This is a genomic window from Polaribacter sp. IC066, assembly GCF_007997085.1.
GTDB lineage: Bacteria > Bacteroidota > Bacteroidia > Flavobacteriales > Flavobacteriaceae > Polaribacter.
In genome coordinates, this window is record NZ_VORR01000157.1 from 1 (window position 1) to 683 (window position 683).

Genomic DNA, 683 nt, shown 5'->3' on the forward strand with positions numbered 1-683 from the left:
AGCAATTCTTTTGTTTGTAAATTGAGTGCTCCATTTATATTTGTTCTTTTGCGACCATTATTGGTTTTTAACTGCTTTGTTTGCCCTTTTTTTATCCAACCATAATGAGCAATAGTATTGTGTTGTGGGTGTACACCATCCATAAAATAGATGTGATCTTCTTGGGACAAATTTTCTTTTAATTCTTTATATTGGACTACAAATTCTTCTTGCTTTTCTAGGTTGGCTTTACAAGGAGTTAAAACTGGTTTTTTATACACAAATCCGAGTCTTTTAAGCAGTGCATTGATACCAGATGTAGCATAACGAATGCTAAATTGTTTTTCTATCCAAGAAACAATTCCTTTAGAATCCATATATGTATTTTCACCAATATGCTTGTCCAAAGTTTTTAATTGTTGAGTAGTAAGTAAAGATTTTCTACCTTTATTATCGTCAGTTAATAAAGAGGTTGCTCCTTGGTTCAAATAGATGTTTCTATATTTTCTGATGGTATCATCATCTAAAAGAAGAATTTCTCCAACTTCAATGCAAGAATACCCTTTATCAAGAAGAAGAATAGCTTTTAGTTTATCGGCATGTTTTCTTTGTTTACAATTACGGTGTAATTGTTTAATTGTAATTTTCTCTTCTTGTGATAATTTTATAGTCATACATCTGAATATCAACAATATAAAGATACT

General features: G+C 30.0%; 1 protein-coding gene. It reads right to left on the reverse strand.

Features of this window, described 5'->3' with window-relative positions:
• The coding region (locus ES044_RS18360) for an IS630 family transposase (RefSeq protein WP_147120805.1) at positions 1 to 653 on the reverse strand (653 nt) is incomplete at its 3' end.
• Positions 654 to 683 lie beyond the last annotated feature (30 nt).